Genomic DNA, 26948 nt, shown 5'->3' on the forward strand with positions numbered 1-26948 from the left:
CCGCTGATAGCGGTGGGGGACTGTCCGTTTTCCGGCTTACGAGGCCGTTACTGCCATGACAGATACCGAAGTAAAAGCACCGAAAATCGAATTCCCTTGCGCCGACTACCCGATCAAGATCATTGGCGACACCGGTGTGGGTTTCAAAGACGAGGTCATTGCGATCGTCAAGAAGCACGCAACGATCCTCGATGAGAAGCAGGCCGAGCGTCAGAGCAGCAATGGCAAGTACACCACCTTGCAGCTGCACATCGTCGCGACCGGTCAGGATCAGCTCTACGACATCAACAGCGAGTTGCGTGCCACGGGCAAAGTGCACATGGTGCTGTGATGAGTGATTGTCTGGGCTTTCGCGATCTTGGATTGATCGACTACGAGCCCACCTGGCAAGCCATGCAGCGCTTCACCGACGGCCGCACTCGCGACACCGCCGATGAAGTGTGGCTGGTGCAGCACCCTCCGGTCTTCACGCAGGGGCAGTCGGGAAAACCCGAGCATCTGTTACTGCCCGGAGATATTCCGGTGGTACAGGTCGATCGCGGTGGCCAAGTGACTTATCATGGGCCCGGTCAACTGGTGGCCTATCTGTTGCTGGATGTGCGTCGCCTGGGTTTCGGCGTGCGCGAACTGGTGAGCCGGATCGAGCGCAGCCTGATCGACCTGCTGGCCAGTTACGGCGTAACGGCGGCAGCCAAACCGGAAGCGCCGGGGGTCTACGTCGATGGAGCGAAGATCGCCTCCCTGGGCCTTCGTATCCGCAACGGTTGTTCATTTCATGGCCTGGCGCTCAACGTCGACATGGATCTGGACCCGTTTAAACGGATTAATCCCTGCGGGTATGCGGGGCTGGCGATGACCCAGCTGCGCGAACAGGCAGGCCCGATTGAATTTGCCGAGGTAAGTGCCCGGCTGCGTGCGCAGCTCGTCAAACACCTCGACTACGCTGAGCAGACGACCCTAACGGGCGGAATCGATTGATATGACTACTGCGCATGAGACGGCAGACGCCGTGCAAACCCTGATCCCGACAGTGAACGTTGCTACGCCGGAGCGCGCTGCACGTCCGAAAGTAGAAGCCGGCGTGAAGCTGCGTGGCGCGGAAAAAGTTGCGCGCATCCCGGTGAAGATCATTCCAACGGTGGACCTGCCGAAGAAACCGGACTGGATTCGTGTCCGCATTCCGGTTTCGCCTGAGGTCGACCGCATCAAGGCGCTGCTGCGCAAACACAAGCTTCACAGCGTTTGCGAAGAGGCTTCCTGCCCGAACCTGGGTGAGTGCTTCTCCGGTGGCACTGCGACCTTCATGATCATGGGTGACATCTGCACCCGTCGCTGCCCGTTCTGCGACGTCGGTCATGGCCGTCCGAAGGCGCTGGATGTCGACGAGCCGAAGAACCTCGCCGTCGCCATTGCCGACCTGAAACTGAAGTACGTGGTGATCACCTCGGTAGACCGTGACGACCTGCGTGACGGCGGTGCCCAGCACTTTGCCGACTGCATCCGCGAAATCCGTGCCTTGTCGCCGAACGTGCAGCTGGAGACGCTGGTTCCGGACTACCGTGGCCGCATGGACATCGCGCTGGAAATTACTGCTGCGACCCCGCCGGATGTGTTCAACCACAACTTGGAAACGGTGCCGCGCCTGTACAAGGCCGCGCGTCCGGGCTCTGATTACCAGTGGTCGCTGACCCTGCTGCAGCGCTTCAAGGAAATGGTCCCTCATGTACCGACCAAATCCGGCCTGATGCTGGGTCTGGGCGAGACCGACGAGGAAGTGATCGAAGTGATGCAGCGCATGCGCGAGCACAACATCGACATGCTGACGCTCGGCCAGTATCTGCAACCGTCGCGCAACCACTTGCCGGTGCAGCGCTTCGTGCACCCTGACACCTTCGCCTGGTTCGCCGAGGAAGGTTACAAGATGGGCTTCAAGAACGTCGCGTCGGGCCCACTGGTGCGTTCTTCGTACCACGCTGACGAACAGGCCAAGCTGGTCAAGTCGCTGCTGACCGCGAGCTGATTGCTGGCGTTATCGACGCGCACAACAAAACGGGCCGGATAGAAATATCCGGCCCGTTTTGTTTTGCGAGGAGCCACGCTGGCTGACTCGTCCTGTCATGCCGCATTATTGCCGATGACTCCAGACTGTGGGAGCTGCCGGAGCCGTGCGACGGCCGCGAAGCGTACTATCAGGCAATCCACCTGATGCCGAATCACCGCGTTCGCGGCCCCCGCACCGACTGTTCCCACAGGGGACATCGCTACTGTTATGGCTTTCTCAGGTTATCCAGCAGCTCTTGCGTTGGATAACCATCCGCCGGCCAGCCAAATGACTGTTGGGCACTGCGAATGGCCTTGCGCGTGTTGGCGCCGATGATCCCGTCCGGGGCGCCAGCATCGTACTGGCGAGCCGAGAGCAGGGTTTGCAGCTCGATACGCTCAGAGCGGCTCAGAGGGCGGTCGCCGCGTGGCCATTGGCCTAGCACGTAACCCCCACCGGTAAAGCGCTCAGACAACAGACCGATGCCCAAGGCATAGGACGACGAGTTGTTGTACTTCAGGATCGCGCGGAAGTTATCCATCACCAGGAACGCCGGGCCCTTGTAACCGGCAGGTAGCAACAAGGCAGCCTGCTGCTGCAGCAGATTGGCCGGTAGTGCCGCGCCGTTGGGCAGTTTCAGGCCCAGTTGCTGCCATTCGGCAATGGTCTTTCGGGTAGAGGCGTCGGCGATAGCGTAGTCGAAGCCCGGGCTCAGCTGTACTTCGAGTCCCCAGGGCTGGCCTTTCTGCCAGCCCGAGCTTTGCAGGTAGTGCGCGGTCGATGCCAGCGCATCCAGCGGGGAATTCCAGATGTCGCGGCGACCGTCGCCGTCAAAGTCCACTGCATGGGTGTTGTAGGTGGTCGGGATGAACTGAGTCTGCCCCATCGCCCCCGCCCACGAACCCAGCATGCTCGGCGCATCGATGTCGCCGTGCTGGATGATCTGCAGGGCAGCGATCAGTTGATCCTGAGCGAACTGCGGGCGGCGGCCTTCATAGGCCAGTGTCGCCAACGAGCGAATCACCGATTGAGTGCCCTGGAACTGGCCGAAGCTGCTTTCCATCCCCCACACCGCGACCAGCGCCTGGCGATCCACGCCATAGCGTTGCTCGATGGTGGTCAGGGCGTCGGCGTATTGCGCCAGCAGTGCCTGGCCCTTGCGTACGCGCACGGCAGACATTGCGCCGTCCAGGTATTCCCAGACCGGGCGAGTGAATTCAGGCTGGCTGCGGTCGGCTTTGACCACGCTCATGTCTGGCGTCACGCCCGCGAACGCTCGGTCGAAAACGTCAGGGCGAATCCCTGCGCTGAGCGCCTGAGCGCGGAACATGCTCTGCCACTCGCTGAAGCTCATCGCAGGCTGGATTTCGAAGTTGGCGTCGTCGGGCTGGGCCACAGCGCTAGGCACGGTCGGCGCGGCTTTTGCGACTTGCAGGGGAGCGGCTTGAAGAGGGGTGGCGACGGCAGCGGTAGGTTGCTCCGCGCAGGCAGCCAGAACGAGCAGGCTGGAAGTCGCGATCATCTGGCGTACATGCCAGCGACGGGGAAAGCTGAAGGGCATTCTGGGGTCCACAGGTATAAACCGTAAGGTGCAGACCTTAACATGTCGGCACTGCCGAAAGGGCGCCGGTCAGTAACCTCGCATGTTTTTCAGGCGGCCATAACGGAAGAAGCCTCCCAATCTCTCGACTGGAAGGCTTCGCGGCGGTAGCTGCCTTTGCCCTTGGTGGGTTGTTCCTGACGGCTGCGGAACAGTGGCTGGGCGATGATGGATTTGGCCTTGTTCGGCCGTTTCTTTGGCTTGCTCATGGCGGGTCTCTCTACAGGGGGGATGGGTGAAGCGGGGCGATGATCGGTCAGATAGGCGCGCAGGTCTAATTGATCTGCGCTATCGCGGTGCCGACGTGCAGCTATTTGTAGCAGTCCGGAGTGCCGGTGGTAGCGATTTCACAAGCCTCACCGTCGGCAAGCCGGACGGCTACAGAGCCCAGCATACTGCCGGGCAAATACCTGGGTTACTCCGATGGCAACGCCAGCCGCTGCCCGGCCATTAATAGCGACAATCGGCTCAAGCTGCTCCATACCGAGCCTTCGGCCTGGCCCTTGATTTGCGCATCGATATGTTGAGCGTCCATCAGCAGCTGACCCCAACGGCGTGCCGAGTGACGTTGCAGCGCTTTGCTCATCAGCGGTTTGCGCTTGTCCCAGATCGGCGGGCGTGCCTGGCTGAACGCCTTGTCCAGCGGCACGCCCTGGCTGTATTGCAGCGCCAGGTTGGCCAGCACGCGCAATTCTCGGGACAGCGCCCAGAGAATCACCGGTGGCTCGACACCTTCGCCGCGCAGGCCCTCAAGCATGCGTAGTGCGTGGGCAGCCTCGCCATTGAGGATCGCGTCGGTCAGGCCAAACACGTCAAAGCGCGCACTGTCGGCCACGGCGGCCTGTACGGTTTCGACTGTGATCTGGCCTTGTTCGGCCATCAGCTTGAGCTTCTCGATTTCCTGCGCCGCTGCCAGCAGGTTGCCTTCGACCCGAGCCGCTATCAGCTCCACTGCATCAGGACTTGCTGCCAGCCCGGACTGCGCCAGACGCTGGCGAATCCATTGTGGCAACTGGCTGGCATCTACCGGCCAGATCTGCACGAACTGGGTTTGTGGTCCTTCGACCAGTGCCTTGCCCCACTTGGTTTTTTGGGCAGAGCCGTCAAGCTTGGGCAGGCTGATCAGTAGCAGTGTGTCTTCGGCAGGGCGGCTGCAATATTCCAGAAGGGCGGCTGCGCCCTTGTCTCCAGGCTTGCCCGAAGGCAGGCGCAGTTCGAGAAGGCGCCGTTCGGCGAACAGCGACATGCTGGCGCCGGCCTGCAGAAGCGTGCCCCAGTCGAAGCTGGAATCGGCGCTGAAGACCTGTCGCTCATCGAAGCCCTGCAGGCGTGCAGCGGCCCGAATTGCGTCACAGGCTTCCTGGCATTGCAGTGGGTCATCGCCGCTGACGATATAGACAGGCGCCAGCGCACCTTGCAGGTGTTTGGCGAGTTGGGCGGGGGCGAGTTTCATGAGTCGGAAGAGGTCAGGGCCGGCGAACCGGCCCCAATGCCATTACTTGGACGGGATTTCGACAGGAGACTGTTGTGGCGTCTCGTCGCGAACGCGCTGTGCAGCGGCTTCGGCATCGGCCTGTGCGCGGGCAGCGGCATCGGCGCGGGCCTGCAGTTCGTCCAGGCGCTCAGGTGTCAGCTGCTGCAGGCGGGCAACCATCTTCTGCACCAGATCGTTGCGCATTTCCTTGCGGATCTGCTCGGCTTCCTGGTCGGAACCGATCAGGTTGTTGCCGTCGTGCACGAAGGTTTTGGTCGACTGCACGTTGTCCTCCAACAGCAGAACGTCTTTGCTGCCGTGAATTTCGTACTTCAGCACGTTGGTCAGCTCATACTCGGCCGAACGACCCGAACCCACGTAGCTGGCGGTGCGCTGGGTTTCGTCTTCGCGAGCCAGAAACAGCTTGTATTGAGCGCCGGTGTAGACGTGTACGCCGCTGCTGGACAGGGTCTGACGCAGTTGGGTGACGACCTGGCCGTAGGCGTCACGCGCGCTCACGTCCAGTTCCTTGATCGACAGGGCGTTGGTGCCGGTGCCGCGCAGCTGGAAACCGCAGGCGCTCAGCATCACCGCGAGGCCCATTACCAGCAGATTGCGTTTGATCATCTTGTTGCTCCCCTTGAATCCGTTTGAACCCGAAAGTGCGGGTCCTGGAAGTGTGTTCGGCGCCAGGCTGTGCCAGGCGCCCGATCCAATCAGCTGGCGACGATATTCACCAGTTTGCCGGGTACCACGATCACTTTGCGGATCGTCAGGCCGTCGATGAAGCGCAGCACGTTTTCATTGATGCGTGCGGCGGCTTCGACTTCTTCGCGGCTGGCGCTGGCTGGCATTTCGATCTGGCCGCGCAGCTTGCCGTTGACCTGAATGACCAGCGTCAGGCTGTCCTGCACCAGCGCGCTTTCATCCTGCACCGGCCAGGTCGCATCGATCACGGCATCGGCGTGGCCCAGTCGGCTCCACAGTTCATGGCTGATGTGTGGAGTAATCGGTGCCAGCAGCAGGGTGACGGTTTCCAGACCTTCGTGAACCAGCGCGCGATCCTGTTCGGTGACTTGTGCGGCTTTTTCCAGCACGTTCATCAGCGTCATGACCTGAGCGATGGCAGTGTTGAATTTGTGGTTCTGGCCGACGTCGTGCCCAGCCTGCTTGATAGCCAGGTGGATCGAGCGGCGAACGGCTTTCTGATCGTCATTCAGACTGGCGACTTCGAGTTTGCCCGGCAGCCCCTGAGAAACGTGGGCTTGAGCCAGGCGCCAGACGCGCTTGAGGAAGCGGTGCGAGCCTTCTACGCCGGAGTCGGACCATTCGGCGCTCATGTCAGGTGGCGAAGCGAACATCATGAACAGTCGGCAGGTGTCTGCGCCGAACTGATCGATCATCGACTGTGGGTCGACGCCGTTGTTCTTCGATTTGGCCATCTTCTCGGTGCCGCCGATTTCCACCGGCAGACCGTCGGCGATCAGTTTGGCGCTGATGACCTTGGCTTTGCTGTCGCGCTCGAGTTCGACGTCCGCCGGGTTGAACCAGGTGTAGGCACCGTTGGCTTCACGACGATAGTAAGTCTCGGCGATCACCATGCCTTGGGTCAGCAGGTTCTTGAATGGCTCGTTGGAGCTCACCAGACCTTCGTCACGCATCAGCTTGTGGAAGAAGCGCGCGTAGAGCAGGTGAAGGATCGCGTGCTCGATACCGCCGATGTATTGGTCAACGGGCAGCCAGTGGTCGGCTGCAGATTTTTCGACCAGACCACCTTCAAAGTGCGGCGAAGCATAGCGAGCGTAGTACCAGGACGACTCGACGAAGGTGTCCATTGTGTCGGTTTCACGCTTGGCAGGCTGGCCGCATTTCGGGCAACTGCACTCGTAGAACTCAGGCATGCGCGCCAATGGCGAACCGGCGCCGTCCGGCACCACGTCTTCAGGCAACACGACGGGCAGTTGATCTTCCGGCACCGGCACGTCGCCGCACGCCTGGCAATGGATGATCGGGATCGGGCAGCCCCAGTAACGCTGGCGGCTGATACCCCAGTCGCGCAGGCGGAATTGAGTGCGCGACTTGCCGAGGTCTTTCTTGATCAGGGCAACTTCGATGGCATCGAACGCACCGGAGAAGTCCAGGCCGTTGAACTCACCGGAGTTGATCAGTTCGCCGTGCTCGCCGTACGCGTCCTGCCATGGGGCAGGGGAGTCGTCGCCCGCGCTTGTGCGCACCACCGATTTGATCGGCAGGTTGTACTTGGTGGCGAATTCGAAATCACGTTCGTCGTGAGCCGGTACTGCCATTACAGCGCCGTCGCCGTAGTGCATCAGTACATAGTTGGCGACCCACACTGGCAGTTTTTCGCCAGTCAGCGGGTGCTCGACGAACAGCGAAGTCGGCAGGCCTTTCTTTTCCTGGGTGGCGACGTCGGCTTCGGCGACGCTGCCACTCTTGCATTCGTTGATGAACGCTTGCAGCTCAGGGTTGCTCTGCGCCGCCAGGGTCGCCAGCGGGTGCTCGGCAGCCACGGCAACGTAGGTTGCGCCCATCAGGGTGTCGGGGCGGGTAGTGAAGACTTTCAGGGCACCGGCTTCGCCTATCGAGGCCTGATCGTACGGGAACTGCACTTCCATGCCGCGGGATTTGCCGATCCAGTTGCGCTGCATGGTCTTGACCTGTTCAGGCCAGCCCGGCAGGTCATCCAGACTCTCCAGCAGCTCATCGGCGTAGGCCGTGATCTTGAAGTAGTACATCGGGATTTCGCGTTTTTCGATCACCGCGCCCGACCGCCAGCCGCGGCCATCGATGACCTGCTCGTTGGCCAGAACGGTCTGGTCGACCGGGTCCCAGTTCACGGTGCCGTTCTTGCGGTAGATCACGCCTTTTTCGAACAGGCGAGTGAACAGCCATTGTTCCCAGCGGTAGTAATCCGGTTTGCAGGTGGTGACTTCACGGGACCAGTCGACCGCCAGACCCAGGCTGCGCAGCTGAGTCTTCATGTAGGCGATGTTTTCGTAGGTCCACTTGGCCGGGGCCACGTTGTTCTTCATTGCGGCGTTTTCCGCCGGCATGCCGAAGGCGTCCCAACCCATGGGTTGCAGGACGTTCTTGCCGAGCATGCGCTGGTAGCGGGAGATCACGTCGCCGATGGTGTAGTTGCGCACGTGCCCCATGTGTAGCTTGCCGCTCGGGTAAGGGAACATCGACAGGCAGTAGTACGTTTCCTTGCCTGGTTGTTCACTGACTTCAAAGGACTTTTGCTCGTCCCAGAAAGACTGAGCGGCGGCTTCGATTTCGCGGGGCTGATAGAGTTCGTGCATGGCTACTTTTGACTAGAGATTGGTGACCCTTGACCGCTTCGCTGCGTTCCCGGGTCAGACAGGCTTCGCTTGCCTGGCTGAGCCTTTGGCGGGGCGATGCGTTCGGGCCGGGTGAGCCGAAGTGGAATTACAGGAAAGCGCCGTAGCATACATGAGCCCGAAGGATCGAGGGAAACCAAGATTGTGCCCTTGATGGCCGTGCAGGGCCCGGGAGCCGCCGTTGGTCGCGGCATCGCGCCGGTTTTTGCAGTGCCGCTAAGCTCATTTACGAGGGTATGTGTTTATCTTCAGTGAGGTGAACGGATGGCAGAGCTGCGGCACCAAGTAAAGAAACCTGATCTGTATGACCGTTTGATCGATCGTCTGGGGTTGGCTCTGGACATGGCGAAAACAGCAGTCCGGCTTCGCAATGAGCACCCCGCCGAACTGGAATTGCGTGGATTGAGTCATGCCGAATTCCAGTTGATCGAGGCGTATCTCGATGCTTGTCCGGAAAAGCAGGCAGTGGTTGTAAAAGAGGATTCACTGAACACAAAGAAGGGGAGTTCCAGCACTTCACGGGAGCCATCGGAGCCGATCCGCGCCCCGCACGCTTCAGCCAATGTCATCTGGCTGAAGGATCAGCGTCGCGCCAAGGTGTCGGCAAAGTTGAGTCGTTACAGTTCCAGCAAACATTTCAAGCGTTAACCTTTACGGGTGTTAACCCCGTCTGATTAAGCATTGTTGCTTAGCGTCAATCCTTTTAGGCTTCGGGCATCTGTTGGAGATGCCCGATGCCTTTTCGTTATTTCATCAAGAACCTGCTACTGCCGCCCGGCATCTTCCTGCTGCTCCTCTTGTTTGCCTGGTGGCTGAGACATGCCCGCCCCCGGTTGTCTCGAGCGCTGTTCGTGATCGGACTGGCGGGCATGTGGGCGATGAGCCTGCCGATCGTCGTGCAATGGTCGGCCAAGGGGATCGAGAGCATCCCGCCTTTGCCGCAGGACCAATGGACGACGCTGGCACAACGCGCCGATGCCATCGTGATATTGGGTTCGGGGCGCGAGCGCAATGATCCGAGCTGGGGTGCCGACATCCCCACAGGCGTGGCGCTGGAGCGGATGCGTTACGCGGCGCGCATGTCGAAGGCGTCCGGGTTGCCGATCCTTGTCACGGGCGGGCTGCATTATGGCGAGCCACCCAGTGAGGCGGCGATCATGGCTGAATCGCTGCGCGAAGACTTCGGCGTAACGGTGCGCTGGCAGGAAGGCGAAAGCCGCACGACCTGGGAGAACGCCACAATGACCGCTGCGATATTGCAGCCGCTGGGCATAAAACGCATCGTGGTAGTGACTCAGGCCTGGCACATGCCGCGGTCGGTCTGGAGTTTCGAGAAGGCCGGGTTCTCGGTCGTGGCAGCGCCCGTTGGATTCTTGAGTGTGGATAACGCCAGACCCTTTGGTGGCTGGACGCCTGAATCCAGGGCGATCTGGCAGAGCGGGCAATTGTTGAACGAAGCGGCGGGGTTGGTGGCGTATCCATTGTTTTATCGGTAGTTGGGTTTGATCGTCCCACGCAGAGCGTGGGAACGATCCTCACAACGTCAGACCGTCTTCGCTATCCGGCTCGCCAGCAGCGCCCAGCCGATCAGCAATACCGACAGGATGATCAGCGGCCAGGAACGCCAGTGCAGATACGGCGTGAGGTTGCGCATCGGCGTCACTTCCCCGTACATGACTGCGCGTTCGAACTGCGGCACGGTGGTGGTGATCTTGCCGAACGGGTCGATCAGAGCGCTGACGCCATTGTTGGTGGCACGGATCATCCAGCGACCTGCTTCAAGCGCGCGCATCTGCGCCATTTGCAGGTGCTGCAGCGGGCCGATCGAGGTGCCGAACCATGTGTCATTGCTCACCGTCAGCAACAGATCGCTCTGCGCCGAAAGGCTGGCCGCGAACTCGGGATACACCACCTCATAGCAAATGAACGGCGCGATCTGATAGCCCTTGGCCTGTAATAACGGCTGCTCGGCAGGGCCGCGTGCGAAGTCCGACATCGGCAGGTTGAAGAAGGTGATCAAACCACGCAGCAGATCCTGCAAAGGCACGTACTCGCCGAATGGCACCAGCTTCTGCTTTAGATAGGTACCGTCACCCTCGCCAGTCACGGTGATCGCGTTGTAATAGCGGTATTCACCCCGACCACCTTTCTGGCGTAGCGGCACGCCCGTGATCAGTGCCGAGTTGCGCTCGGCGGCGAACTTGCCCATTACCGATAAATAGCCTTCGACCGACTCCTTGAGTACGGGAACGGCGGTCTCGGGCCAGACGATCAGGTCAGCCTTCTGAGCAGTGAACGTCATGTCCCGGTACAGCGCGAGCTGTGCGTTCAGCGCAGCGGGGTCCCACTTCATGCTCTGCTCGACGTTGCCCTGAATGGCCGCGACTTTCAGCGGCTCGCCCGAGGGCTCGGTCCAGGGGTGGTTCTTCAGTGCCAGGCCGACAGCCCAAGGCGCCAACAGCAGCACAACGGCTGCGCCGAGAAAGCTTTTACGTGCGCGCAGTCGGGGCAGATTGCACAGCAAAGCAGCGGTCAACGCCAGAGAGAAGGAAATCAGCCACATCCCGCCCAGCGGCGCGAGACCTTGCAGCGGCCCGGTGAGCTGGCTGTAGCCAGAATAGAGCCAAGGAAAGCCGGTGAGGAACCAGCCGCGAAACATCTCCTGACCGAACCACAAGGCTGCGAAAGCCAGCGCGTCGGCCAGAGGCGCTTCGTTACGACGGATCCAGCGGGCCCAAAGCCAGGCGGGCAGGGCGAAGAAGAACGCTACCGACGCGCAGAACAGCACCATGAGGAACACGGCGAGCCAGACCGGCGCTTCGCCATAGGTGTGAATGCTGACGTAGATCCAGCTGGTGCCGCCGCCGAACAGGCCGAAACCGTAACACCAGCCACGCCACAGGGCCTGGCGGGGTTTCAGATCACGCAACCCGAGATAGAAAACCACCAGCGCAACGATCGCCAGTGGCCAGATATCGAATGGCGCCAGGGCCAGGGTAATGAGCGCGCCAGCCACCATGGCCAGCAGGTTACCGGGCCAGCCGGGGCGGGTGATCCAGCGCATTTACATTCCTTAGATACGACGTTAAGTGCGGGTGATCGGGCTCAGACGCAACAGATGGATACGGCGGCTATCGGCATTCAGGATGCGGAAACGATACGCGCCGATTTCGGTGATTTCATTACGCTTGGGCAGGTGCCCGAACGCGTTCATCACCAGGCCGCCAACGGTGTCGAATTCGTCATCGGAGAACTCGCTGTCGAAAAACTCGTTGAAGCTCTCGATGGGTGTCAGTGCCTTGACCAGGAAGTCGCCGCTGGGCAGCGGTTTGATGTAGCTGTCTTCTTCGACGTCGTGCTCGTCTTCGATGTCTCCGACGATTTGCTCCAGCACGTCTTCGATGGTCACCAGACCGGCCACACCACCATATTCGTCGATGACGATGGCCATGTGGTTATGGTTGGCGCGGAACTCACGCAGCAGCACGTTCAGACGCTTGGATTCCGGCACGAATGTCGCCGGGCGCAGCAGATTCTTGACGTCGCCAGCGCCGCCGTTGTCCTTGAGGATCAGCGGCAGCAGGTCTTTGGCCAGCAGCACGCCGAGTACGTCGTCGTGGCTTTCGCCGATCACCGGATAGCGCGAGTGCGCGGAATCGATCACCGCTGGCAGGAATTCACGAGGGCTCTGGCTGGCCTTGATGCTGATCATCTGCGAGCGCGGCACCATGATGTCGCGTACCTGCAGGTCGGCGACCTGAATGGCGCCTTCGACGATGGCCAGCGCTTCGCTGTCCAGCAGCTTGTTTTGATGGGCTTCGCGCAGCAGCTCAAGAAGCTCCTGGCGGTTTTTCGGCTCATGGGCAAATGCCTGGGTCAGTTTGCCCAACCATGACTTTTGCCCGTTGCTCGATCGGTCTTCGCTCATAGCCCTTACTCGTGGTCCTTGCCTGGTGTTGCTGTGTTTGGGGTGTCGACGAGTTCATCGTCGGCGTAGGGATCCGGATAGCCCAGCTCTGCAAGCAACTCTCGTTCCAGTGCTTCCATCTCTTCGGCTTCTTCGTCATCGATGTGATCGTAGCCCAACAAATGCAGGCAGCCGTGAATCGTCAGATGCGCCCAGTGCGCGTCCAGCGCCTTGCCCTGTTCGGCGGCTTCGCGGGCCACGACAGGGACGCAGATCACCAGATCGCCCAGCAACGGGATATCGAGGAGTTCGTCGGGCACGTCGGCAGGAAACGACAGGACGTTGGTGGCGTAGTCTTTGTGACGCCAGGTGTGATTCAGTTCCCGGCCTTCGACTTCATCGACCAGGCGAATCGTCATCTCCGAGTCGGCCGTGCGCTGGCGCAGGCCCATTTCACACCAGAGGCGGAACTGGGCTTCGCTTGGGGCGCTGGCCTGGCTTGCAACCTGCAGATCCAGCTCAAGCATCGCGGTGGTTATCCCGGGAGCCGGTCTGGTCGTTGCGTTCCTCGAAGCGCTCGTAGGCTTCGACGATTCGCTGCACCAGTGGATGGCGCACGACGTCCTTGGGCTTGAAGTGGGTGAAACTGATGCCCGGCACATCCTTGAGCACTTCAATGACATGGTTCAGGCCGGACTTGGTGCCTTTAGGCAGGTCGATCTGAGTGATGTCACCGGTGATCACGGCGGTGGAGCCGAAGCCGATACGGGTCAGGAACATCTTCATCTGCTCGACGGTGGTGTTCTGACTCTCGTCGAGAATGATGAAGCTGTTATTAAGGGTGCGGCCGCGCATGTAGGCCAGCGGCGCAACTTCAATCACCTGTTTCTCGATGAGCTTAGCGACGTATTCGAAGCCCAGCATCTCGTACAGCGCGTCGTAGAGCGGGCGCAGGTACGGGTCGATCTTCTGCGCCAGGTCGCCCGGCAGGAACCCGAGCTTCTCGCCAGCCTCGACTGCGGGGCGAACGAGCAGGATGCGGCGAATCGTTTCGCGCTCCAGCGCATCGACGGCGGCAGCGACGGCAAGGTAAGTCTTGCCGGTACCAGCTGGGCCAATGCCGAAGTTGATGTCGTTGGCGAGGATTTCCTTCACGTACCGCTGCTGATTCAAGCCGCGCGGGCGAATCATGCCTTTCTTGGTACGCAAGGCTACGCCAACTTCGGCGGCAGGGTGGTTATCCAGCTCTTCGACGCCGGACTCCTGCAGGAACAGATGCACCATGTCCGGCGACAGTTCGGTACTTTTGGTTTCCCGATAGAGTCGGCGCAACAGGTTTTCTGCCGAGGTGGTTTGTTTGCGCTCGCCAATCATCTCGAACTGGCCTCCGCGATTGCGGATCTCGATGTCCAGGCGCTGTTCGATCAGGCGCAAGTGCTCGTCGAATTGCCCGCACAGATTTGCGAAGCGGTGTGCCTCGATAGGTTCGAGGCTGAAACGATGTGGTTCGATAGGTGCGTTCAAAGTGGTTTTTAGCCGCCCTACGGCAATGAAGGTGAAATGAAGGATAACCCCTGTGGGCAGTGTCCGAAAGGGCTCACTTACTAATGGTTGGATAAGCCATTGCCACGGGCCCTGTAGGAGTCAGCTGTGCACTGCTACAGGGTCCTGTCTGGTCTATAAATAAGGGCGCTTTCGCTTATTGCAACAACGACCCACGCAGCGAGTGCGGTTGCGCACTGTCGATGTAAACATCGGCGAACTGACCGATCAGCTTGGGGTTATCGCAGCGGAAGTTGACGATGCGGTTGTTCTCGGTGCGCCCTTGCAGCTCGCCCGGGTCTTTCTTCGAGTAATCGGTTACCAGAATGCGCTGCACGGTACCGGCCATCTTGCGGCTGATTTCATAACCCTGGCGGTTGATCAGATCCTGCAATTGCTTGAGGCGTTCTTTCTTCACTTCTTCCGACGTGTCGTCGGCAAGATCCGCCGCAGGCGTGCCCGGGCGCGAGCTGTAGACGAACGAGTAGGAGAAGTCCATGCCGACGTCTTCCACCAGCTTCATGGTCTGCAGATGGTCTTTCTCGGTTTCGCCGGGGAAACCGACGATGAAGTCCGAGCTGATGCAGATGTCCGGCACCGCTGCTCGCAGTTTGCGCAGGCGCGATTTGTATTCCAGCACGGTATGGTTGCGTTTCATCGCCGCCAGAATCCGGTCCGAGCCGGACTGCACCGGCAAGTGCAGGTGCTTGACCAGTTCCGGCACCTCGGCGTGGGCCTGGATCAGGCTGTCCGAGACTTCCAGTGGGTGCGACGTGGTGTAGCGGATGCGGTCGATGCCGTCGATGGCCGCGACCACGCGAATCAGCTCGGCAAGATCAGCCACGCGCCCGTCGTGGGTCGTGCCGCGATAACCGTTGACGTTCTGGCCCAGCAGCGTGACTTCACGCACACCGTTTTCCGCAAGGTGGAAGACCTCGGTGATCACGTCGTCGAACGGACGGCTGACTTCTTCGCCGCGGGTATAAGGCACCACGCAGAAGGTGCAGTACTTGCTGCAGCCTTCCATTACCGACACGTAAGCGGTCGGGCCATCGACGCGAGGCTCGGGCAGGTGGTCGAATTTCTCGATTTCAGGGAACGAGACATCGACCTGGGGCAGGCGGGTGACCCGCGCAGCGTCGATCATTTCCGGCAGGCGGTGCAGGGTCTGCGGACCGAACACGACATCGACGTACGGGGCGCGATCACGAATCGCCGCGCCTTCCTGGCTGGCCACGCAACCGCCGACGGCGATCACCATTTCCGGGTTTGCCAGTTTCAGTTCGCGCCAGCGGCCAAGCTGGGAGTAGACGCGGTCCTGCGCCCGCTCACGAATCGAGCAGGTGTTGAGCAGGATGACATCGGCATCTTCCGCGCGGGCGGTGACTTCCAGTGCTTGATGTTCGCCCAGCAGGTCGACCATGCGCGAGCTGTCGTACTCGTTCATCTGGCAGCCGTGGGTTTCGATGTAAAGCTTCTTGGCCATGCGGGTTCATCAGGTGATTCAAAGAACCGCGCATTATAGTGACCGCGGGCTCGGGTTCCTAGCGTCGTCTAACGAGCGGCATGCTATAGTTCGTGCCCTTTTTCAAACCGCGATCACTGCCTGCCTGTTATGACCAAACGCGAAGCTCCAATCTACAAGGTGATTTTTCTCAACCAGGGACAGGTGTTCGAAATGTACGCCAAGCAGATCTATCAAAGTGATCTGTGGGGATTCCTGGAAGTGGAGGAGTTCGTCTTCGGTGAGCGTACGACTGTGGTGGTAGACCCTAGCGAAGAGAAGCTCAAGGCGCAGTTCGACGGCGTGGTGCGCAGCTTTGTGCCGATGCATTCGATCGTGCGTATCGATGAGGTCGAGCGGATGGGGACGGCGAAGATCAGTGAGGCGCGTCAGACCGGGAATGTCATGCCGTTTCCGATGCCGATGCCTGATAAGTGAGTTTTTAGCAGGGTTTCTGCGGCGCTGGGTTTGGGGTGTATATCTGTTATTTGTGGCGCCGGTGGGATCTGGCTAACGCCAGACCTGTTTCGCCTTCGGCGAGTTACTTTTGAAAAGCACCAAAAGTAACCAAAAGTGCCTGCTCCTGGTTTGGCCCTCGTTCCTCGGGTTCCTTCACTTCGGCGACGCTCCGTGGGCCCGCGCCGAACGGACATCCATGTCCTGACGGCGCTCTCGCGGCATCCATGCCGCTCGACCCACTCCACGCCACCTGCGTTCAGCCTGCACCCAAGTCGCGATTGGTGGTGTCTGGAATTTCGCGCACTTAGAAGCAAGATCAAAAGCCAACGCAGCTCTGGGATTTCACGCGAACCCTGTGGGAGAAGCCGGAGCTGTGCGACGGCAGCGATGCGGTGGGTCAGTTAGCAGATGAGCCACCAGACCCACCGCCATCGCTGCCGTCGCACAGCTCCGGCGTCTACCACAGGGATTGGTGTCCAACCTCGAGATTTCGGCTCGACACACAACCCTGCAGTCCGGAGTTCACAGTCGCGTTGCCGTTGCCGTTGATCTTCTTACGCAACAGCTCAGACACCACAAATCGCGATTTGGGTGCAGGCTGAACGCAGGTGGCGTGGAGTGGGCCGAGCGGCATGGATGCCGCGAGAGCGCCGTCAGGACATGGATGTCCGTTCGGCGCGGGCCCAGGCTGAACGCAGGTGGCGTGGAGTGGGCCGAGCGGCATGGATGCCGCGAGAGCGCCGTCAGGACATGGATGTCCGTTCGGCGCGGGCCCACGGAGCGTCGCCGGAGTGAGGGTACGGCGACGAAGTAGCCGCCAAACCAGGAGCAAGGACACTTGGTTACTTGGTGTCTTTTCAAGTAACTCGCCGAAGGCGAAACAGGTCTGGCGTTAGCCAGAACCCATCTCAGGGCTTGGCGCTATCCGGAAACGGCGCAAAAGGCGTACGCCCCTCGGCTGTCTGCAATTCCAGAAGATACTTGCGGAAAATCTGCCCCAATACCTGGGTGGCGACTTCCAGATCTTCCTTCTTCATTTGTGCCGAAACTTCGTCGGCCTGATCCAGAGCATCTTCCGAACCGTTCACCGCCGCCATCTTCAGCACGATATACGCCTGAATGTTATTGGCCTGCACACCCTCGCCACGGAAAAACATCAGGCCCAATTGATACTGTGCCTGTGCATGCCCCTGTAACGAAGCCTGTTCGAAGTAGTTGAGCGCTTGAGTCAGATCGCGCGGCGTACTCTTGCCGTCGTAATAGAACTGTCCCAACTCATATTGTGCCTGCGCATCTCCGCCTTGAGCCGCCTGCTGGCAGGCCGACAACGCTGCTGGCAGGTTGTCTGGCTGGGTATTCAGGGTGCAACGACCCACCGCTGGGATTAACAACGAGTTGCCACCTGCATTCGCCAGCAGGGGATGAAGAAGCAACAGGCAGCCCAATGCAAGGGTGCGGCCGGTGCGGTTCATGGAAGTCGACTTACCTCTGAAAAAGGTGCGGGCATGCCCGTCCAGCGAAACGTGCTGGCTGCGCATTATGAAATAAGCGGGGCCAACCTTACAAAGTCTTTGCTGATTTTCTGCTGCACGGGCTTGATCAGCCTGTATTCAGGCGCTCAAACCGGTGCGCAGAGGTAAACGTCTAACAAGATAACTCAGAAGTTGGTCGGCTATTTCAGTTTGGCAAAAGCCTTCTCGGCAGCATCCAGCGTCAATTGCAATTCCGCGTCGCCATGGGCAATCGAAGTGAACCCCGCTTCGAATGCGCTTGGCGCCAGGTACACGCCGCCTTCCAGCATCGCGTGGAAGAAGCGCTTGAAGCGGTCGGCGTCGCTGCTCATCACGTCCTGGAAGGTGACGATCTCTTTGGCATCGGTGAAATACAGTCCGAACATCCCGCCTGCCTGGGTGGTCACGAACGGGATGCCCGCCGCATCGGCGCGCTGTTGCAGGCCTTCGAGCATACGGGTCGTGTAGGCGCTCAGTTCATCGTGGAAACCCGGGCGGCTGATCAGGCGCAACGTGGTCAGGCCCGCGGCCATTGCCAGCGGGTTACCCGACAGCGTACCTGCCTGGTAGACCGGGCCCAGCGGCGCGATGTGCGACATGATTTCGCGCTTGCCGCCGAAACAGCCGACTGGCATGCCGCCACCGATGATCTTGCCGAAGGTGCTCAGGTCGGGTTTGACGCCGTAGTAGGCCTGAGCGCCGCCGAGTGCGACGCGGAAGCCGGTCATCACTTCGTCGAAAATCAGCACAACGCCATGCTTGTCGCACTCTTCGCGCAGACCTTGCAGGAAGCCCGGCGCAGGCGGCACGCAGTTCATGTTGCCCGCCACCGGCTCGACGATGATGCACGCCACTTCCTGGCCGACTTCAGCCAGCATCACTTTAACGGCATCGATGTCGTTGAACTGCAGCGTCAGGGTGTGTTTGGCGAAGGCTGCGGGTACGCCCGGAGAACTCGGCACGCCCAGGGTCAGTGCACCTGAACCGGCTTTGACCAGCAGGCTGTCGGAGTGGCCGTGGTAGCAGCCTTCGAATTTGATGATGCTGTCGCGGCCGGTGAAACCCCGGGCCAGACGAATCGCGCTCATGGTCGCTTCGGTCCCGGAACTGACCATGCGCACCATTTCCATCGACGGCACGATCGAGCAGACCAGATCGGCCATCTCGGTTTCCATGGCGGTCGGGGCGCCGTAGGACAACCCGTGTTCCAGTTGCTTGCGCACGGCGTCCAGTACGTCCGGGTGGCTGTGGCCGAGAATCATCGGGCCCCAGGAACCGACGTAATCCACATAACGCTTGTCGTCTTCGTCGGTGACGTAGGCGCCCGCAGCGTGCTTGAAGAACAACGGGGTGCCGCCCACGCTCTTGAAGGCGCGAACCGGCGAGTTGACGCCGCCGGGGATGTGTTTCTGGGCATTGGCGAACAGGGTTTCAGAACGGGACATGATGAGGTCTCTGTTTGAATCGGTCATGAAGGGGAGAGCGGTCGGCCCGAAACGGGGTCAGGCCGACTTGAACAAATCGTTGAAAGCACGGGCGCGGCGCGTGACTTCCTGGGGGGTGTCAGCACCGAACAGGCCATGCACCACCGCAAGCAGGTCGGCGCCATGGGCCACCAGCGGCGCGGCGTTTTCCAGGGTGATGCCGCCGATAACGGCGATTGGCAATTGAATGCGTTTGCGCGCCTGATCGAGCATGTCCAGGCTGCAAGCCGGAGCGCCGGGCTTGGTGTTGGAGTTGAAGAAACGTCCGAAAGCGACATAGGTCGCGCCGTCAGCTTTCGCTTTGTCGGCCAGTTCAACCTGCGAGTGGCAGGTAGCGCCGACGATGGCCTTGTGGCCAAGCAGCGCGCGGGCGTCCGGCAGCGAGCCGTCGGTTTGCCCAAGATGAACGCCAACGCCCAGCCGGGCTGCAACTTCGGCATCATCGTTGATGATCAGGCGGGTCTTGTAGCGCTCGCACAGTCTGAGCAGTTCCGATGCTTCGCGCAGGCGTCTGGTTTCATCGCCGGATTTGTCGCGGTATTGCAGCAGGGTCACGCCGCCATCAAGCGCCGCTTCGACATAGGACAGGAATTTGCCGGCCAACAGCTGGCTGTCGGTCACGGCATACAAGCCACGTAGTTTCATCAAGGGTGCCTCTTTTTCGTGGCGTTACGAGCAGAAATCCAGCGGCAGACGACGGGGTACGAACTGGCCTTTGCCCAATTGTTCGGCGTCGCGCAGTGTGCGCCAAGTGTAGTCGAGCGCGGTTTGCACGGCGCTGATCACGTCTTGTCCCAGAGCGAGACGACCGGCCAGTGCGCTGGCCAGCGTGCAGCCGGAACCGTGATAGCTGCCGGGCAGGCGCTGACAGGTAAAAGTGCGTGTTTCGCCGCCACGTATATAAAGACGGTTGTGCACTTCCTGCTCGTCGCCATGGCCGCCAGTGATGAGCAGGTGCTCGCAGAACGGCAACAGTTTTTCCGCACACTCATCGGCCGTGCCTTGCGGCAGCTCGGCGAGAATCCGTGCTTCCGGCAGGTTCGGCGTGGCAATGGTCGCCAGCGGCAGCAGCCGTTCGCGCATCGCGTAACCGACTTCGTCCTTGCCCAGCCGTCCACCACCACCGGCGCGCAACACGGGGTCGCATACCAATGGCAAGTGTGGATGGGCCTGAAGCAACTCGACGACGGTGTCGACCATTTCCAGCGAGCCGAGCATGCCCAGCTTCACGGCTGCGACGGTCGAGTCGTTGAGCACGGCATTGGCCTGAGCCATGACCCACTCACGGTCCAGAACCCGGAAGTCGGTGACGTTCACGGTGTCCTGAACGGTCAGGGCGGTGACTGCGGGGGCGGCATGACAACCCTGAGCGAGCAGGGCTTCGATATCTGCCTGCAAGCCGGCGCCGCCACTAGGGTCGTGGCCGGAGAGACAGAGGACAACAGGGCGGGAGCTATAGATATTCATGGTGCGCGAGCTTACCACTAAAGCTTTTGCCGGGCCGCTGGTCGGCCACAGATTTTTCCGGGGTAACGGCTCAAGGGCTCTGGCGTGCGCTTTGTAGCGTCAACAGTGCCAGTCGTCCTGAAAGGCAAACGAAAGCTTGGCGTGGGACGATTTAGATGGTGTCATCTAGCTATCAATCGCTATGCTGTTGGCTTAGTTTGTCTGTCCCTGCCAGAAGAGTGAATGCAAGTGCGTTGCCCGTTCAGCCTGTTGACCAATTTCTCGGTTGTGCCGAGGGTTCGGGGTGTGACCCGGATCAGGATGTTGTCTCCAATGGACCGGGGGATTCGCCACGCCGCCCAGACGAATGCGGGCGGTGTTGCATGCGCGTTCTACTGACCCTGCTTCTGGTTCTGCTGCCCATGCTGGCGAGCGCGGTGGAGTTCGACGAACACACGCGCAACTTGTCATTGGGCCGTGCGACCCAGGTATTCGAAGACCCGACCGGCACCGCAACTATCGAAGAGGTTTCTTCGGTCGAAGGTGCCGCGAAGTTTGTTGCGCTGGATGCCGGCTCGCTCAATGCCGGTTATTCGCGTTCGGCGTATTGGCTGAAGGTGGAGCTGACGTATCGGCCGCGCAATCCGGTGGCTTCCGCCGACTGGTTGCTGGAACTGGCCTATCCGCCGATGGATCATGTCGACCTCTATCTTGCCAGCGACACCGCGCAGCCGAGCCTGACCTGGCAGACCGGCGACATGCTGCCGTTCAACAGCCGGCAGATAAAACAGAACAACTATCTGTTCGATCTGAACCTGCAACCTCACGAGACCAAAACCGCTTACGTGCGGGTTGCCAGTCATGGATCGGTCCAGGCGCCGCTCAACCTCTGGGCCAGCCACGCTTATATAGAAGAGCAGCCGTCGCGGCTGTACATCCTCGGGATGATCTATGGCGTGCTGGCGGTCATGCTGGTTTACAACCTGTTCATTTACCTGAGCGTGCGCGACACCAGCTACCTCTATTACATCCTCTACATCACCTGCTTCGGTCTGTATCAGGTGTCGGTGAATGGCGCAGGCATCGAGTTCCTTTGGCCGGACAACCCGTGGTGGGCCAATACGTCCACCACCTTCCTGATCGCAGCAGCGATTCTGTTCGCCAGCCAGTTCGCCCGCAAATTCCTGCAGACACCGAGGCTCGGTTGCTGGCTCGACTCTCCGCTGCTGCTGATGATGGCCTGCGCTGCGCTGATCATGGTCCTGTCGTTGACCATGGACTACGGCATTGCGCTGCGTCTGGTGACGGCGCTGGTGCTGATCTTTACGCCCATCATATTGCTGATCGGTATCGTCGCCTGGCTCAAGGGGCGGCGTGTCGCGCGTTATTTCATCTTTGCCTGGTCGGCGTTTCTCGTGGGTGGGGTGATCAACGCCACGATGCTGCTGGGGCATCTGCCGAACAACTTCTGGACCATGTACGCCAGCCAGATTGGCTCGGTGGTGGAGGTTGCACTGTTGTCGCTGGCGTTGGCTGACCGCATCAACACCATGCGCGAGCGTCAGACCCAGATCATGGCGCAGTCGAGCAAGGATCTGGAGAAGCTCAACCAGCAACTGGCCGTGAGTAACCGGCTGAAGGATGAGTTCCTCGCAACACTGACCCACGAGCTGCGCACGCCGATGAACGGGGTGATCGGCTCGCTCGAACTGATGCAAATGGACGGCGCGGAAGACGAAATCGAGCTATACCGCCAGACCGCTGCAGATTCCGCGCAAAACATGATGGGCATCGTCAACGGCATTCTGACGTTGACCGAGTTGCAGGCCGGGCGTATCTGCGTGCAGACCGAGGCCTTCAGCCTGCGTCATCTGCTGTTTCAGGTGCGCAGTGCGTTCGAACCCTTGGCTCGCGCCAAGGCACTGACCCTAAGCGTTGAAGTGGATGAAGAGCTGCCGGACAGCCTGCAAGGCGACTCCTTCAAGCTGCGCCAATGCCTGGAATGCCTGATGGACAATGCGGTCAAGTTCACCAAAAGCGGCTCGATCCGCATTCGCGTCAACGGGCAATGCACCGATGCGCAACATGTGAGGCTGCTGGTGGATGTGATCGACACCGGCATTGGCTTCACTCGCCTGGATGAAGAGACGCTTTACGCCAACTTCTATCAGGTGGATGGCTCGATGACTCGCGAGTATGGCGGTCTGGGAATTGGTCTGGCGATCTGCAGACAGCTGATTGAATTGCAGGGCGGACGCTTGAGCCACCAGTCAGAGCCGGGCAACGGCAGTCAGTTCCGGTTGAGTCTGAATGTGTTGCGGGGGGCGACGCCCGCCCTATAAGTACTGTGGATGCGAGTTGGCAAGGGCAAAAGCGCCGTCATTTAGTCGTCTATGGCGCTTTTGTCGGGTTCGGGTGCGTGATTCACTGGGCTTCATCTGCGCCACAGCCGCGCGCTGACCGGAATGGAGCCCACTCATGAATTTGCACCAGTTCGCCGAAACTCATGACGTCACCAACCAGCCACCTACGCTGGACGGTACCAACCTCTACCGCATCGACCTGCCGTTGCAGGAGTGGTCGCAACGATTCGGTGCCGGATGGGCGCAGTCGAAGATCGACGCCTACGGTGCACTTGCAGGTGGCCCACTGATGGAGGCCGGTTTTCTGGCCAATCAGAACAAACCGGTGTTCGCCAGCCACGACCGCTACGGTCACCGTATCGATCTGGTGGAGTTTCATCCCGCCTACCACCAACTGATGCAGACCGCTGTCGAGCACGGTATTCCATCGTCGCCCTGGACCGATCCGCGAGAGGGCGCCCACGTCGCTCGCGCTGCGATGAGTTACCTGCACACCCAGGCCGAAGCCGGTAGCGGTTGTCCGCTGACCATGACTTTCGCCAGCGTCCCTGCGCTCAAGCTTCAGCCTGACCTTGCCGAGCTGTGGCTACCGAAAATCCTCGCCACCCGATACGACCCGCGCAACGTCGGTATTGCCCACAAGGCCGGGGCCACGATCGGCATGGCCATGACCGAGAAACAGGGCGGCACCGATGTGCGTGCGAACACCACTCGCGCGTACCCGGTCGGCCAGCCCGGGCCGGGTCAGGCGTATGAGCTGGTGGGACACAAGTGGTTCTGTTCGGCGCCGATGTGCGATGCGTTCCTGACCCTGGCCCAGACTGAAAAAGGCCTGACCTGTTTTCTGCTGCCGCGTCATCGCCCGGACGACACCCGCAACGAGTTCTATATCCAGCGTTTGAAGAACAAACTCGGCAACTGGTCCAACGCCTCCAGCGAAGTCGAGTTCCGCGGCGCGCTGGCGTGGATGGTCGGCGAAGAGGGGCGCGGTGTGCCAACCATCATCGAAATGGTGGCCATGACCCGCTTCGATTGCATGACCGGCTCCAGCGCCCTGATGCGTCAGGCGCTGACCCAGGCCGCGCACCATTGCGCCCATCGTACCGTCAGCGGCCGCTTGCTCAGCGAACAGCCTTTGATGCAGAACGTCCTGGCCGACCTGGCGTTGGAAAGCGAAGCGGCGCTGGCGCTGACCTTGCGCATGGGGCGGGCGCTGGAACGGCTGGATGACGCGCACGAAGCGCATTTCGCCCGGCTGGTGACGGCGGTGGGCAAATACTGGATCTGCAAACGCGCGCCCGCGATGATCAACGAAGCTGCGGAGTGCATGGGCGGTGCCGGGTATGTGGAAGACACCATCCTGCCGCGTCTTTATCGAGAAGCGCCGGTCAACTCGACGTGGGAGGGTTCTGGCAACGTGCAATGCCTGGATGTGCTTCGCGCGCTGTCCAAGGAGCCTGGCGTCCTCGACGCGCTGTTCGATGAACTGGGCGACGGTCACGGCGACAAGCGTCTGGCGGCGCATATCGAGCAACTGAAAAACGCTTTCAAGGACACCGGTGACATCCAGTACCGCGCTCGGCAGCTGACCGAAGACATTGCGCTGGGTTTGCAGGCGAAGTTGTTGCTCGAAGCGGGCAATTCGGTGGTCAGCGACGGTTTCATCGCGGGGCGTATCGCACAGCCTGGGCGAGTGTATGGCGCGCTGCCCCGAGGGGTGGATGTCGAGGCGCTGGTGGCAAGGTCTTCGCCGCAGATGCTTTGATGAGGACTGATCATGGGCGTTTCCGGAGGTTGCGATAGTGGCGCAAGCGGTGTGTCAGGAGCACCGCATTCGCCACCGTCGTAACCTCCTGCAGCTCCCACAAGTATGGGGGCCAGCCGCAGGAGGGTCCGACCGACTCGAACCCTGTGCGAGCAACCGGAGGTTACGACGGTCGCGAAAGCGATCTGGCTGACACAACTCGTGCCTTCCACTTGCGTTGCAGGCAAGATGGAGCCTTGCAAGATCAGAAGGATGCGCATCGTGACTGAAGCTTTTATTGTCGTAGAAACTGCCGAACAAGCCGTGGACCGGCTCGCCGAGCTGCACGGGCGTGCGACCACTTCCTTGAGCCAGGCGCTCAAGCGTTATCTCAAAGACCGCGTCGAGCCAGACGCCGCCGAGCGCAAGCTGTTCCGCTACCCCGAATTGCGTCTGACCTATCACTGCCAGGGCGAAGTGCCACTGACCACCCGCGCCTACGCCAAGGTACAACTGCCGGGCACTTATAGCGTCACCGTGACCCACCCGGCGGCGTTCCGCAAATACCTGATCGAACAGCTCGTGCCCCTGATGAATGACTTCACCGTGACGGTAGAAGTGGGCGTGAGTGAGCAGAATATCCCTTACCCCTATGTGGTCGAGCAGGGCGATGAACTCGCCGGGACCGGCGTAACGGCCGCGACCCTTGCGCGTGTGTTCCCGAGTACCGACCTCTCCGCCGCCACCGACGGCATCGCTGACGGTCTGTACGACTGGGCCAACACCGATCCGCTGCCGCTGGCGCTGTTCGACGCAGCTCGGGTCGACTTCTCGCTGCGTCGTCTGGTGCATTACACCGGCAGCGACTGGCGCCATGTGCAGCCGTGGATTCTGCTGACCAACTACCACCGCTACGTCGACCAGTTCATCGTGCATGGTCTGGAAAAACTGCGCGACGATCCGCGCTTCGTGAAAATGGTGCTGCCGGGCAACGTCGTCGTCGACAAGAGCATGGATCACGGCGAAGCTCAGGCCATCGTCTCCAGCGTGGTCTGGCACCGCTACCAGATGCCGGCCTATCACCTGATTGCCGAAGACGGTCACGGTGTGACCCTGGTCAACATCGGCGTCGGCCCGTCCAACGCCAAGAACATCACCGACCACCTGGCCGTGCTGCGTCCGCATTGCTGGCTGATGATCGGGCACTGCGGCGGCTTGCGTCAGTCGCAGACCATTGGCGATTACGTGTTGGCGCACGCCTACATGCGCCGCGACGGCATTCTCGACCGTGTCCTGCCGCCGAATATTCCGATTCCGGCACTGGCCGAGGTGCAATTGGCGTTGCAGGAGTCGGCAGCGCAGGTCACCGGCGAACGTGGCGACGATCTGAAAAAACGCCTGCGCACCGGCACCGTGCTGACTTACGACGACCGCAACTGGGAGCTGCGTTGGGCCCAGGAGCGACCGCTGATCAACTTGTCTCGCGCGGTAGCGGTGGACATGGAAAGCGGCACGATTGCCGCACAAGGTTATCGTCTGCGGGTTCCATACGGCACGTTGCTGTGCGTTTCGGACAAGCCCTTGCACAGTGAAATCAAGCTGCCGGGCTCGGCCAACGCCTTTTATGAGCGTGCCGTCACTCAGCATTTGAAGATCGGCATTGCCGCGCTGGACTTGATGCGTACCCAGCTGAACTCGCTGCACTCGCGCAAGCTGCGCAGCTTCGACGAGCCGCCGTTCCGTTAATCGGCTAGGCGTTTAGCGAAAGGGCCACTAAAGTGGCCCTTTCTGTTTCTACGCTTCGAGCTGATATGCCCCGCAATCAACGTCCTGTTTCTCGCCACCCGGCGCCGAGTAAATCCAGCGCACCTCGCCGTGTTGCCAAGGCACCGCCTGCCGAGCCTCGCCTGATCCTTTTCAACAAGCCGTTCGACGTGCTGACGCAATTCAGTGACGGAGAAGGGCGGGCGACGCTCAAGGATTTCATCGAGATCCCCGGCATCTATCCGGCGGGCCGACTGGATCGCGACAGCGAAGGCCTGTTGCTGTTGACCAACGACGGGCAATTGCAGGCGCGTATCGCCGACCCCAAGCACAAACTCGCCAAAACCTACTGGGTTCAGGTCGAAGGTGAACCCTCGCCAGAGCAATTGCAGACGCTGCGCGATGGCGTCGAACTGAATGATGGCCCGACCTTGCCCGCGCAGGCCAGGCAGCTCGATGAGCCTGAGCTGTGGCCGCGCAACCCGCCCGTGCGTTTTCGCAAGAGCGTGCCGACCAGTTGGCTGGAGCTGATCATCAAGGAAGGACGCAATCGACAGGTACGCCGGATGACGGCTGCGGTCGGGCTGCCGACGTTGCGGCTGGTGCGTGTGCGGATCGGCGACTGGAGCATCGAAGGGCTGGATCAGGGACAGTGGCGGGAAGTGCCGGCGAAGCTATAACAGGATTTGAGATAGGGTCATCAATCTTCCAGTTGACCGAAATCTACTGTGGGAGGAAGTGGTGCCC

Annotated in this window: 24 protein-coding genes; 10 read left to right on the forward strand and 14 right to left on the reverse strand. The window is 60.6% G+C overall.

Annotated features, from left to right (window positions below; translation table 11 throughout):
- Positions 1 to 55 precede the first annotated feature (55 nt).
- Genes BWR59_RS30040 through lipA form a run of 3 tightly spaced genes read left to right on the forward strand, consistent with a single transcriptional unit; the run spans position 56 to position 2020 of the window.
- Positions 56 to 331, forward strand: a complete 276-nt coding sequence (locus BWR59_RS30040; protein WP_081569291.1) for a DUF493 domain-containing protein — start codon at positions 56 to 58, stop codon at positions 329 to 331.
- Complete coding sequence (gene lipB / locus BWR59_RS30045; RefSeq protein ID WP_081569292.1) at positions 331 to 978, forward strand: lipoyl(octanoyl) transferase LipB; 648 nt, start codon at positions 331 to 333, stop codon at positions 976 to 978. The genes BWR59_RS30040 and lipB overlap by 1 nt, the downstream gene beginning before the upstream one ends.
- A gap of 1 nt (position 979) precedes the next feature.
- Positions 980 to 2020, forward strand: a complete 1041-nt coding sequence (gene lipA, locus BWR59_RS30050; protein WP_081569293.1) for a lipoyl synthase — start codon at positions 980 to 982, stop codon at positions 2018 to 2020.
- Positions 2021 to 2267: 247 nt separating this feature from the next.
- Here lipA and BWR59_RS30055 read toward each other — a convergent pair whose 3' ends face one another.
- The 5 genes from BWR59_RS30055 to leuS form a co-directional block, all read right to left on the reverse strand.
- The gene (locus tag BWR59_RS30055; protein WP_081569294.1) at positions 2268 to 3602 is read right to left on the reverse strand and encodes a lytic murein transglycosylase; all 1335 of its coding nucleotides are present in this window, start codon (positions 3600 to 3602) and stop codon (positions 2268 to 2270) included.
- Positions 3603 to 3691: 89 nt separating this feature from the next.
- Positions 3692 to 3850, reverse strand: a complete 159-nt coding sequence (arfA, locus tag BWR59_RS30060) for an alternative ribosome rescue factor ArfA (protein ID WP_081569295.1) — start codon at positions 3848 to 3850, stop codon at positions 3692 to 3694.
- 206 nt (positions 3851 to 4056) lie between these two features.
- Positions 4057 to 5094: a DNA polymerase III subunit delta gene (gene holA / locus BWR59_RS30065; RefSeq protein ID WP_081569296.1), complete on the reverse strand. Its 1038-nt coding sequence runs from the start codon at positions 5092 to 5094 to the stop codon at positions 4057 to 4059.
- 42 nt (positions 5095 to 5136) lie between these two features.
- Positions 5137 to 5742 carry an LPS assembly lipoprotein LptE gene (gene lptE / locus BWR59_RS30070; RefSeq protein WP_081569297.1) on the reverse strand — a complete coding sequence of 202 codons (606 nt, stop codon included), beginning with the start codon at positions 5740 to 5742 and terminating at the stop codon, positions 5137 to 5139.
- Between the two features lie 89 nt (positions 5743 to 5831).
- Complete coding sequence (gene leuS, locus BWR59_RS30075) at positions 5832 to 8438, reverse strand: leucine--tRNA ligase (RefSeq protein WP_081569298.1); 2607 nt, start codon at positions 8436 to 8438, stop codon at positions 5832 to 5834.
- Positions 8439 to 8741: 303 nt separating this feature from the next.
- On the opposite strand from leuS, the gene BWR59_RS30080 reads away from it, so the two are divergent.
- Positions 8742 to 9125, forward strand: a complete 384-nt coding sequence (locus BWR59_RS30080) for a hypothetical protein (RefSeq protein ID WP_081569299.1) — start codon at positions 8742 to 8744, stop codon at positions 9123 to 9125.
- 86 nt (positions 9126 to 9211) lie between these two features.
- A complete protein-coding gene (locus BWR59_RS30085; protein WP_081569300.1) occupies positions 9212 to 9973 on the forward strand; it encodes a YdcF family protein in 762 nt (253 codons plus the stop codon).
- A 47-nt stretch (positions 9974 to 10020) separates the two neighbouring features.
- On the opposite strand, the gene lnt is transcribed toward BWR59_RS30085, so the two are convergent.
- The 5 genes from lnt to miaB form a co-directional block, all read right to left on the reverse strand.
- Positions 10021 to 11541 carry an apolipoprotein N-acyltransferase gene (gene lnt, locus BWR59_RS30090; protein ID WP_081569301.1) on the reverse strand — a complete coding sequence of 507 codons (1521 nt, stop codon included), beginning with the start codon at positions 11539 to 11541 and terminating at the stop codon, positions 10021 to 10023.
- Positions 11542 to 11562: 21 nt separating this feature from the next.
- Positions 11563 to 12405 (reverse strand): HlyC/CorC family transporter, encoded by an 843-nt coding sequence (locus BWR59_RS30095; RefSeq protein WP_081569302.1) that lies wholly within the window; start codon positions 12403 to 12405, stop codon positions 11563 to 11565.
- 5 nt (positions 12406 to 12410) lie between these two features.
- Positions 12411 to 12911, reverse strand: coding sequence for an rRNA maturation RNase YbeY (ybeY, locus tag BWR59_RS30100; protein ID WP_081569303.1), 501 nt, complete (start codon positions 12909 to 12911; stop codon positions 12411 to 12413).
- Positions 12904 to 13908, reverse strand: a complete 1005-nt coding sequence (locus tag BWR59_RS30105) for a PhoH family protein (RefSeq protein WP_081569304.1) — start codon at positions 13906 to 13908, stop codon at positions 12904 to 12906. Before BWR59_RS30105 ends, ybeY begins: the two co-directional genes overlap by 8 nt.
- Positions 13909 to 14083: 175 nt before the next feature.
- Positions 14084 to 15412: a tRNA (N6-isopentenyl adenosine(37)-C2)-methylthiotransferase MiaB gene (miaB, locus tag BWR59_RS30110; protein ID WP_081569305.1), complete on the reverse strand. Its 1329-nt coding sequence runs from the start codon at positions 15410 to 15412 to the stop codon at positions 14084 to 14086.
- Between the two features lie 129 nt (positions 15413 to 15541).
- Here miaB and BWR59_RS30115 point away from each other — a divergent pair, with 129 nt between their 5' ends.
- On the forward strand, positions 15542 to 15868 hold the full coding sequence (locus tag BWR59_RS30115) for a DUF1820 family protein (RefSeq protein WP_081569306.1): 327 nt from the start codon (positions 15542 to 15544) through the stop codon (positions 15866 to 15868).
- A 929-nt stretch (positions 15869 to 16797) separates the two neighbouring features.
- Here the strand turns inward: BWR59_RS30115 and BWR59_RS30120 are convergent.
- From BWR59_RS30120 to BWR59_RS30135, 4 genes are all read right to left on the reverse strand, one after another.
- On the reverse strand, positions 16798 to 17361 hold the full coding sequence (locus tag BWR59_RS30120) for a tetratricopeptide repeat protein (protein WP_062384928.1): 564 nt from the start codon (positions 17359 to 17361) through the stop codon (positions 16798 to 16800).
- A gap of 200 nt (positions 17362 to 17561) precedes the next feature.
- The gene (gene hemL, locus BWR59_RS30125; RefSeq protein ID WP_081569307.1) at positions 17562 to 18845 is read right to left on the reverse strand and encodes a glutamate-1-semialdehyde 2,1-aminomutase; all 1284 of its coding nucleotides are present in this window, start codon (positions 18843 to 18845) and stop codon (positions 17562 to 17564) included.
- Between the two features lie 57 nt (positions 18846 to 18902).
- Complete coding sequence (gene thiE, locus BWR59_RS30130; protein WP_081569308.1) at positions 18903 to 19529, reverse strand: thiamine phosphate synthase; 627 nt, start codon at positions 19527 to 19529, stop codon at positions 18903 to 18905.
- A gap of 24 nt (positions 19530 to 19553) precedes the next feature.
- Positions 19554 to 20351, reverse strand: coding sequence for a hydroxymethylpyrimidine/phosphomethylpyrimidine kinase (locus BWR59_RS30135; RefSeq protein WP_081569309.1), 798 nt, complete (start codon positions 20349 to 20351; stop codon positions 19554 to 19556).
- Between the two features lie 362 nt (positions 20352 to 20713).
- Here BWR59_RS30135 and BWR59_RS30140 point away from each other — a divergent pair, with 362 nt between their 5' ends.
- The 4 genes from BWR59_RS30140 (at position 20714) to BWR59_RS30155 (ending at position 26881) form a co-directional block, all read left to right on the forward strand.
- Positions 20714 to 22672, forward strand: a complete 1959-nt coding sequence (locus tag BWR59_RS30140; protein ID WP_081569310.1) for a hybrid sensor histidine kinase/response regulator — start codon at positions 20714 to 20716, stop codon at positions 22670 to 22672.
- 136 nt (positions 22673 to 22808) lie between these two features.
- Entirely contained in the window at positions 22809 to 24458 is a 1650-nt protein-coding gene (locus tag BWR59_RS30145; RefSeq protein ID WP_081569311.1) for an acyl-CoA dehydrogenase family protein, read from the forward strand.
- A 228-nt stretch (positions 24459 to 24686) separates the two neighbouring features.
- Positions 24687 to 26183, forward strand: coding sequence for an AMP nucleosidase (amn, locus tag BWR59_RS30150; RefSeq protein ID WP_178111257.1), 1497 nt, complete (start codon positions 24687 to 24689; stop codon positions 26181 to 26183).
- 65 nt (positions 26184 to 26248) lie between these two features.
- Positions 26249 to 26881, forward strand: a complete 633-nt coding sequence (locus BWR59_RS30155) for a pseudouridine synthase (protein ID WP_081569312.1) — start codon at positions 26249 to 26251, stop codon at positions 26879 to 26881.
- The last annotated feature ends 67 nt before the right edge of the window (positions 26882 to 26948 follow it).

Origin of the sequence: Pseudomonas sp. Bc-h, from assembly GCF_002080045.1 — a bacterium.
Taxonomy (GTDB): Bacteria; Pseudomonadota; Gammaproteobacteria; order Pseudomonadales; family Pseudomonadaceae; genus Aquipseudomonas.

Coding starts and splice junctions, on each gene's coding strand:
- leuS (WP_081569298.1), bottom strand. CDS start 8,438: ATGCACGAACTCTATCAGCCCCGCGAAATCGAAGCCGCCGCTCAGTCT.
- ybeY (WP_081569303.1), bottom strand. CDS start 12,911: ATGCTTGAGCTGGATCTGCAGGTTGCAAGCCAGGCCAGCGCCCCAAGC.
- BWR59_RS30145 (WP_081569311.1), top strand. CDS start 22,809: ATGAATTTGCACCAGTTCGCCGAAACTCATGACGTCACCAACCAGCCA.
- BWR59_RS30095 (WP_081569302.1), bottom strand. CDS start 12,405: ATGAGCGAAGACCGATCGAGCAACGGGCAAAAGTCATGGTTGGGCAAA.
- hemL (WP_081569307.1), bottom strand. CDS start 18,845: ATGTCCCGTTCTGAAACCCTGTTCGCCAATGCCCAGAAACACATCCCC.
- BWR59_RS30080 (WP_081569299.1), top strand. CDS start 8,742: ATGGCAGAGCTGCGGCACCAAGTAAAGAAACCTGATCTGTATGACCGT.
- BWR59_RS30120 (WP_062384928.1), bottom strand. CDS start 17,361: ATGAACCGCACCGGCCGCACCCTTGCATTGGGCTGCCTGTTGCTTCTT.
- BWR59_RS30140 (WP_081569310.1), top strand. CDS start 20,714: ATGCGCGTTCTACTGACCCTGCTTCTGGTTCTGCTGCCCATGCTGGCG.
- lipA (WP_081569293.1), top strand. CDS start 980: ATGACTACTGCGCATGAGACGGCAGACGCCGTGCAAACCCTGATCCCG.
- BWR59_RS30115 (WP_081569306.1), top strand. CDS start 15,542: ATGACCAAACGCGAAGCTCCAATCTACAAGGTGATTTTTCTCAACCAG.
- BWR59_RS30155 (WP_081569312.1), top strand. CDS start 26,249: ATGCCCCGCAATCAACGTCCTGTTTCTCGCCACCCGGCGCCGAGTAAA.
- BWR59_RS30055 (WP_081569294.1), bottom strand. CDS start 3,602: ATGCCCTTCAGCTTTCCCCGTCGCTGGCATGTACGCCAGATGATCGCG.
- BWR59_RS30135 (WP_081569309.1), bottom strand. CDS start 20,351: ATGAATATCTATAGCTCCCGCCCTGTTGTCCTCTGTCTCTCCGGCCAC.
- BWR59_RS30040 (WP_081569291.1), top strand. CDS start 56: ATGACAGATACCGAAGTAAAAGCACCGAAAATCGAATTCCCTTGCGCC.
- holA (WP_081569296.1), bottom strand. CDS start 5,094: ATGAAACTCGCCCCCGCCCAACTCGCCAAACACCTGCAAGGTGCGCTG.
- miaB (WP_081569305.1), bottom strand. CDS start 15,412: ATGGCCAAGAAGCTTTACATCGAAACCCACGGCTGCCAGATGAACGAG.
- lnt (WP_081569301.1), bottom strand. CDS start 11,541: ATGCGCTGGATCACCCGCCCCGGCTGGCCCGGTAACCTGCTGGCCATG.
- thiE (WP_081569308.1), bottom strand. CDS start 19,529: ATGAAACTACGTGGCTTGTATGCCGTGACCGACAGCCAGCTGTTGGCC.
- lipB (WP_081569292.1), top strand. CDS start 331: ATGAGTGATTGTCTGGGCTTTCGCGATCTTGGATTGATCGACTACGAG.
- BWR59_RS30085 (WP_081569300.1), top strand. CDS start 9,212: ATGCCTTTTCGTTATTTCATCAAGAACCTGCTACTGCCGCCCGGCATC.
- arfA (WP_081569295.1), bottom strand. CDS start 3,850: ATGAGCAAGCCAAAGAAACGGCCGAACAAGGCCAAATCCATCATCGCC.
- amn (WP_178111257.1), top strand. CDS start 24,687: ATGGAGCCTTGCAAGATCAGAAGGATGCGCATCGTGACTGAAGCTTTT.
- lptE (WP_081569297.1), bottom strand. CDS start 5,742: ATGATCAAACGCAATCTGCTGGTAATGGGCCTCGCGGTGATGCTGAGC.